Source organism: Criibacterium bergeronii (assembly GCF_001693775.2).
Lineage (GTDB): Bacteria > Bacillota > Clostridia > Peptostreptococcales > Filifactoraceae > Peptoanaerobacter > Peptoanaerobacter bergeronii.
The window spans coordinates 19,683-27,018 of sequence record NZ_MBEW02000025.1 but is presented as its reverse complement, the minus strand read 5'-3'; the positions used below and the strand labels follow the sequence as shown (position 1 = coordinate 27,018).

6 protein-coding genes are annotated in these 7,336 nt (G+C 34.2%); all 6 read left to right on the top strand.

The window, feature by feature from the left end; all coding sequences use genetic code 11:
• Nucleotides 1-2,774 (top strand): helicase-related protein (locus BBG48_RS09085; protein WP_274541887.1); only part of this gene is annotated, 2,774 nt, incomplete at its 5' end.
• Nucleotides 2,775-2,816: 42 nt separating this feature from the next.
• On the top strand, nucleotides 2,817-3,476 hold the full coding sequence (locus BBG48_RS09080) for a DNA-binding protein (RefSeq protein WP_068914315.1): 660 nt from the start codon (nucleotides 2,817-2,819) through the stop codon (nucleotides 3,474-3,476).
• A gap of 243 nt (nucleotides 3,477-3,719) precedes the next feature.
• Nucleotides 3,720-4,244 (top strand): PadR family transcriptional regulator, encoded by a 525-nt coding sequence (locus tag BBG48_RS09075; protein WP_024379012.1) that lies wholly within the window; start codon nucleotides 3,720-3,722, stop codon nucleotides 4,242-4,244.
• Between the two features lie 8 nt (nucleotides 4,245-4,252).
• Nucleotides 4,253-4,906, top strand: coding sequence for a HEAT repeat domain-containing protein (locus tag BBG48_RS09070; protein ID WP_068914314.1), 654 nt, complete (start codon nucleotides 4,253-4,255; stop codon nucleotides 4,904-4,906).
• On the top strand, nucleotides 4,890-5,354 hold the full coding sequence (locus BBG48_RS09065; RefSeq protein ID WP_024379010.1) for a hypothetical protein: 465 nt from the start codon (nucleotides 4,890-4,892) through the stop codon (nucleotides 5,352-5,354). The genes BBG48_RS09070 and BBG48_RS09065 overlap by 17 nt, the downstream gene beginning before the upstream one ends.
• A gap of 395 nt (nucleotides 5,355-5,749) precedes the next feature.
• Nucleotides 5,750-7,102, top strand: a complete 1,353-nt coding sequence (locus BBG48_RS09060; protein WP_068914313.1) for an MATE family efflux transporter — start codon at nucleotides 5,750-5,752, stop codon at nucleotides 7,100-7,102.
• Nucleotides 7,103-7,336: the final 234 nt, after the last annotated feature.

Here is a 7,336-nt window from a genome sequence, read left to right as displayed (position 1 = left end):
AAAACAGAAAGAGATTTATCGGCAAGATTGCCACAGGGGAATATGATGCGGTTGTTATCGGACATACGCAGTTTGAAAAAATCCCGATGAGTAAGGAATATCAGGAAAAGCATATTCAAGATCAGATTGATGAAATCGTAAACTATGTAGAAGAATACAAGCATGATAGAAATCAGAACTTTACCGTAAAACAGCTTGAAAAGACAAAGAAAAAACTGGAAACAAGGCTTGAAAAATTAAATGATGATTTTAAGAAAGACGATGTGATTACCTTTGAGGAGCTGGGAGTTGATAAGCTCTTTGTTGACGAAGCACATGGCTTTAAAAACCTTTATCTCTATACCAAAATGAGAAATGTTGCAGGTATAGGGCAGTCAGAAGCCTTTAAGTCCTCCGATATGTTTATGAAATGCCGCTATATGGACGAAATGACAGGTGGGAAAGGCGTGGTCTTTGCCACAGGAACGCCTGTAAGTAACTCAATGACCGAGCTTTATACCATGCAGCGTTATCTTCAGTATGAGAGCTTAAAGAAAAATAATCTGGAGCATTTTGACTCTTGGGCTTCCACTTTTGGAGAAACACAATCCTCCTTTGAATTATCGCCTGAAGGTACAGGATATAGGGTGAAAACGAGATTTTCAAAGTTCTATAACTTGCCTGAGCTTATGTCTATGTTTAAGGAAGTTGCTGATATTCAGACGGCAGATATGCTTAATCTTCCTACACCTGAAGCTAACTATGAGGTTATTAAAACAGAGCCTTCTGAAGAACAAAAAGAAATTCTAAAGAGCCTCTCTGAAAGAGCAGATGATGTCAGAAATAGGGTTGTAGAGCCAGATGTTGATAATATGCTTAAGATTACCAACGATGGTAAGAAACTTGCCTTAGATCAGCGTTTAATCAATCCACTTCTTCCTGATAATCCTGATAGCAAGGTCAATGTATGCGTGAAAAATGTATTTGCTATTTGGGATAAGACAAAAGAAAACAGGTCAACACAGCTACTTTTTTCCGATATGTCTACTCCAAAAGGAGATGGAGAATTTAACATCTATGATGATATTAGAGAAAAGCTCGTATCTATGGGAATACCGAAAGAAGAAATCGCCTTTATCCATGAAGCGAATTCCGATAAGCAAAAAGATGAACTCTTTGCAAAGGTAAGAAAAGGCGAAGTTCGTATCTTAATGGGTTCGACACAGAAGATGGGTGCTGGTACAAATGTGCAAAATAAACTAATTGCAATGCATGATTTAGACGTACCATGGAGACCTGCTGACTTAGAGCAAAGAGCAGGGAGAATTGTAAGACAGGGAAACGAAAATGAGAAAGTAAATATCTATCGTTATGTTACAGAGAATACATTTGACAGCTACTTATGGCAGACGATAGAGAATAAGCAGAAATTCATTTCTCAGATTATGACTTCAAAGACTCCTGTTCGTGTGGCGGAAGATGTGGACGAAAGTTCATTAAACTATGCAGAGATTAAAGCTCTTGCCACAGGTGATCCGAAGATTAAAGAGAAGATGGACTTGGATAATGAGGTTACAAAACTTAAAATGCTTGAAGCAAACTATAAGTCTAACCGTTACAGATTAGAGGATAAGGTGGCGAAAAATTATCCTGAAGAAATCGCAAGAACGGAAAAGCTCATAGAAGCTGTTAAGAAAGATATATCCGATGTAGAGCTTAAAGCGGAAGGCGAGGAAAAGTTTACTTCCATTACCATTGCAGGAGAAAAGATTACCGATAAGAAATTAGCCGGAGAAAGACTGCTTGAAGCAATTTCAAAGGTTAAAATCAATGAAAGCAAGGTTATAGGAAAGTATAGAAATATGGATTTAGAGGTAAGCTATAACTTCTTTACCAATGAGCATAACTTTAGCCTAAACGGTGCTGCAAAGCATTCAGGAGAGCTTGGAACAAGTGCGGACGGTAACATTACAAGACTTGATAACGCTCTTGAGAAAATGCCTGAGAAATTAAAAAGACTTGAAGAAAAACTTATCAGCACAAAGGAACAACTTGAAAATGCCAAAGAAGAACTCAAAAAGCCTTTTGAAAAAGCTGATGAGCTGAAAACTAAGGTATTAAGACTTGCAGAACTGAATAAGCTCCTTGATATGGGAGAAGTGGAAGAAAAGAGAAATGACAATCCTCTTGTGGAAGATGTAAAAAGAGCTATCATAGACTTTTGCAACAGAGAATATGAAGAAAACCACAGTTATGATGAATTTAATACTCTATATCCTGACTTAAAGCACATTGGCATCGCCTATACCAATACACCTGACGAAAGACACGGCATCCAATATGAGCTTAATTTAGAAGCTAAAACATGGACACAGTATATTGATGATATGCCTATCAAAACAGAGAGCTTCGACTATGAAAACAAGGGAGAAAATGAAGCTCTAAGGAATATGAAAAATGAAATAGAAATGTCCTCTTTTAGCGATTTGGTTTATGTTGATTCCGAAGATTTAAGAGCAGCAACAGGACTTGATATTGATGATGAGGGTAACTTCTATGATCCGCTCTCTAAAGACCTCGATAATGATGGCATTCCTGATAGATATGACAATGACTTTAAGGACAGTGATTATTTTGAGTCAACCTATGATGTGGAGGACAATCTTCATTGCAAAGAAGAAACTGCACAAAAATCAGAGGATAAGCCATCTATTTTAGGACAGATAAGAGCTTATCAAAATGAAAGTAAAACAGAAGAAAAGCAAAAAACAAAAGAACAGGAATTTTTAAGATAAGGGGAGGGGAACCTCCCTTTTGCCATGAAAGGAGATAAAAACATGGATTACAAAACAATGAGAAATCAGATAGAAGATATGGTAAATGATAACCATAAGGACTTTGTAAAAGCGATTATAAGCATGGAAAAAGGTATCAATGATGAAAGTGCCTTAGATAAGCTCTATGACGCTTATATGGACAATGACAGCCTTAATTTGCTGCATGAGGAATTTGACTATATGATTGAGGATTTAAGGGAACAGGGGAAGATAAAAGACCTTCCTTATGTTCAGGAAGAAAAGGATAATCTTATCAATATCGTTGGCAATATTGTAGGGGAAGTCGATTTAGTTGAAAGGGAAAATAAGAACGGAGAAGCCTTTAAGGTAGCTAATTTCTCCGTAGTATCCAAAGACGATGAAGGAAACAAGGTATATCACAACTGCTCCGCTTATGGAGAAAAGAGTGATATGCCAAAGGATTTTAAACAGGGGGATTTTGTTAAGCTCTTTGGACAAATCAGAACTTCCATTGATGATAACGGCAAGGAGCATAACAATATCAGAATACTTTCTTCAAAGCTATTAAAGGCAAAGGAACAGATGAGGGGTCGAGATGAAAAGAAAGAATCTGTACTTGGAGCGATCAAGAAATATCAGGCTGAAGATAAGGAAAAGCCAAAAGAAAAGAAAGAAGTATCAAAAGAAACTGAGAGATAAACTTATGGTCGGTGTGGTCTTAGGACTGCACCGGCTTTTTTTATTTGGAGGTATATGATTAAGAGTTTTTTAATGAGTCTTTGATAGATAAAATTCAAAACACAAGAGTAAGATTATATAAAAATAAGATAGTTGGAAAATCAATGAGAAAAATCAGATTGTTTTGTAGTTGTCTAAAAAATTGACTACTGTAAAATACAGTGATATAATTTATAGTAGTTTTTTATTTGGAGGAATAATGATATGTCGACAATAGATTTAATAGTTTTGGGAATGATTAAAGAGAAAGAACAAAGTGCTTATGAGTTGCAAAAGAATGTTGAGTACAGAAATATTTCTAAATGGGTAAAGGTCAGCACTCCATCAATTTATAAAAAGGTAATTCAGTTAGAAGAAAAAGGCTATATAAAAGGCAATTTATCAAGAGATGGGAATATGCCTGAAAAGTCAATTTATCACATTACAGAAAAAGGAGATAAGTATTTTTTAGAATTGATGAAGAAAATATCTGCTCAAATGGTCAATGTTTTTTTAGATTTTAATGCAGTTATTATCAATATGGCAATGCTGTCAAAAAATGAAAGCAAAGAGGTTATAGACAATATTGAAACAGAGATTGAGAAGTACAAAAATGCAGTTAGCAAGTTAGAGATGGAAAGAGAAAATATTCCTGTTTGTGCCAAATCTATTATAAATCAACAAGTCTTGCTATCAGAAGCATTAAACGATTGGATAAATGATTTTAGAAAGCTATATTTAGAGGAGTGATTTTTGAATTGGTAAATATATGTGAAGATAGAGAGCTATTAAAGGAATTAAGAGAGATAACGAAAAATAAGGAGAATTGGAAAGCAGCTATTGATGAAGTTTCTATTTACTTGAACGAAAATCATTCTGACGATGTAAAAGCAAAGGTCTTATGGCTTCTTGGAGAAATGGGATTAAATTATCCATTAGAAGTAAAAAAGTATGTTGCAGATATTGCAAGTTACTTACATGATGATCGCTCTAAATTAAGAGAGCGTTCAGTAAATGCACTTGGAAGAATAGGCAGAGCTGATAAGCAGTTGATTGTTCCATATTTAGATAAAATAATGGAAATGAGAAAAGATAATGTAGATGAAGTAAGACTTGCATTCGTTTGGGCTTGTGAAAATATTGCAACAAATGCTCCGGAACTGTTCTGTGAAAAACTTGATATGTTTTATGAAATGATACAAGACAAAGGGGAGAGAATACGGATAGAAGCACCTGAAATGTTCAGAGTAATAGGAAAAAGGAAACCGTACTATGTCAAACCATACTTAGAAAAATTACAGTGGCTTGCAGATAATGATGCACATCCTGTTGTTCGTATCCATAGTGCCGGTGCAATTCGAATTACCAAAAGAGCATTAAAGGAGAGTGAAGACAATGCCACAGATGACTAAAGGCGGAAAATATATTTTTGGTTGGTCGAAGATAAAAGAAGATGGAGAGTTAAGTTTTCCGACTATGGCAATAAAGGAGTACAAATTAGAAAAAGAAAAGTATGTCTATATTGTTTCAGGAAGTAAGCAGACAGGTGGCTTCTGTGTTATGCCGGAAAAATTACTTTCCGATTCAAAATTAAATAGCATATTAGTTAGAAATAAATGTTTGGCAGAGAGAAGTTTACAAGAGGGAGAACTTATTTCATATAAGGGAAGAATGTATGGATGGCTATCTTTGAATGGAACAAATGTAAATCTTCCTCAGTCTTTAATGGATTCTTTGGGTGTTAACATAGGAGATAAACTTTTGGCAATTAGAAGTAGTAACATTGCTTTTACAATGGGATTCAGAGGTTCGTTGATAGATAAAGCGAATAATTTTAAGGGGAAAATCGAAACTTTCTGATGTGAGTATGTTGTTTTGACGATTTTTGAAAAAGATGATAATATATTACTATATAGCTGAAAGGGGATTGTTATGAGAATTTATTTAAGAAACCATCCTAAGAACAAACTTAACTCTGTACAAATGAAACCGATGAAACATTGTACAGAGTATAGCAAATAAATTACATTTAAAATTTCATCGGGAAATACAAAAAATTAGGTCATTTAGTTGGCTTTGTTTTTGTGTGCATTTCTCGATATATAAATAAAATGTAAAAGGCTATAGGCAATGTTTTGTCTGTAGCCTTTTGTTTTATAAATTATTAAGCAAAAGGCAGATACTATTTTGTATTTATGCCTTTTTTTGTTGCATAAATACAGAAAATAAAATATTGAGAAATGGAGAAGTTTTAAATGAACGAAAGCAGAATAAAAATTTTGAAAGAAGAAAATATTGATAAGGCACTTTTTAAGTTAGGTATGCCTATGGTTATCAGTTTGTTGGTAGCTGCTTTATACAATGTTGTGGATACCTATTTTGTGTCTGGACTTGGGAAAGAGGCAGTAGCTGCCGTTTCCGTTGCGTTTCCAATTCAGCTTATCTTTTTAGGGATAGGATTAACATTTGGTGCGGGAGCAGGTTCTTATATATCAAGGCTACTTGGAGGAAATAATAAAAAAGAAGCAAGTATTGTAGCAACAGTTGCTCTTATATCAAGTGCAATTTTAGGGATAATTACAGCTATTGTATTGTTTTGCTATTTAGAGGGCGTTTTGAAATTTATGGGAGCCATTCCATCTATTATGGAAATTTCTAAGTCTTATACAGGAATATTCATAGTAGGCGGTATTTTGGGATCAATCAATGTAACACTTGGTAACTTAGTTGTTGCACAAGGAGCTGCCAAAATTTCATTAAAAGCTATGCTTTTAGGTTCTATATCAAATATGGTTTTGGATCCGATATTCATATTTGGACTTAATTTAGGAGTGAGAGGTGCAGCTATTGCGACACTTATAGCCAGAGTGATAACGAGTCTAATGTATCTCATTTACTTTGTAGGAGATAAAAATTTAATTGAGATAAAGTTACCTAACTTCAAACCTACATTTGCAATTTATAAAGAGATATTGAGGATAGGAATTTCCATGTTGATACTTCAGATTTTACAAACTATATCTATAAGCAAAATATCTTATGCAGCGTCCTTTTATGGAGAAGAAGCAATAGCTGCAATAGGTATTGCTCTTAGGATTGTAACACTTGGAACAAATGTTGCATTGGGATATATGAAGGGACTTCAACCGTTAGCCGGATTTAATTACGGAGCTAAGAATTATGAAAGAGTGAGAGGTGCTATCAAGGCAAGTATTAAATGGACAAATGTATTTTGCATAGTGTGGACTTTGATAATTTATATTTTTTCACCAAGTATATTATCTATATTTGGGACTGATGAAAATGTATTAAATATAGCAGTGCAGGCATTACGAGCAGGTGTCATTATGTTTATAACATTTGGATTTCAGTTTACCTACTCTACCTTATATTTGTCTATGGGAAAGGCATTAGGGGGAATATTTCTAAACTCATTGCGACAAGGAATTGTATTTATCCCTATCATTTTATTGTTGCCTAAATTTATGGGACTAAATGGTGTTATATATGCACAAGCAATTTCAGATTTGATAACAACAATCATCACAATTCCTTTTGCTATTAGCATTCATAAAAAATTGAGATTGGTAATAAAGAACAATTTGTAATTCCTAAGTACATCTGTTGATTAAAAAATAAGGAGGCATCTAAGTGTAGAAATAGTTATGGAGGTAATGTGAATGAGTGCGTATTCATGTTTTGTAAATAGGCTGTTGATTATGCCTTTTTTGTTCGCTTTTATATAGATATTTTCTTGAACAATTAAATAGTGTAATAACAATAAGAGTTAATTTGATTGTTATTTTCGGAGGACTTTTTACGCCAAAGTGTAGAAGCCCTCC